This is a genomic window from Motilimonas sp. 1_MG-2023 (assembly GCF_030547455.1).
In the GTDB taxonomy this organism is placed as follows: Bacteria; Pseudomonadota; Gammaproteobacteria; order Enterobacterales; family CBDFNC01; genus Motilimonas.
This window is the reverse complement of sequence record NZ_JAUOPX010000198.1, coordinates 1-253: the sequence shown is the minus strand read 5'-3', so window position 1 is coordinate 253 and position 253 is coordinate 1. Positions and strand designations below refer to the sequence as shown.

General features: G+C 44.3%; 1 protein-coding gene. It reads left to right on the top strand.

Annotated elements, in window-relative coordinates; genetic code table 11:
- A partial coding sequence (locus Q4519_RS22510) for a hypothetical protein (RefSeq protein ID WP_303516084.1) occupies nucleotides 1-253 on the top strand: 253 nt, incomplete at both ends.

The following is a 253-nucleotide window of genomic DNA, read 5'->3' as shown; positions in this document are numbered from 1 at the left end:
ACACTCAACAAAAACAACCAAAAAGAACGCAACAACAAAAAACCGAAAACCAGACCAACCCCAGAACACCCACCACAAGGAAAAACCACACAAGAGACGCAAAAAGAACCCAAACCAAAAAACACAACACAAACAACCCCCCTAAACCCAAACACACACCAAACAAACACCCCAAACACCCACAAACGGCAAAAAAGGACCCCACCCACAAAAAGACGAAACAAAACAGCCACAACAGGGAAAAGAAACACCC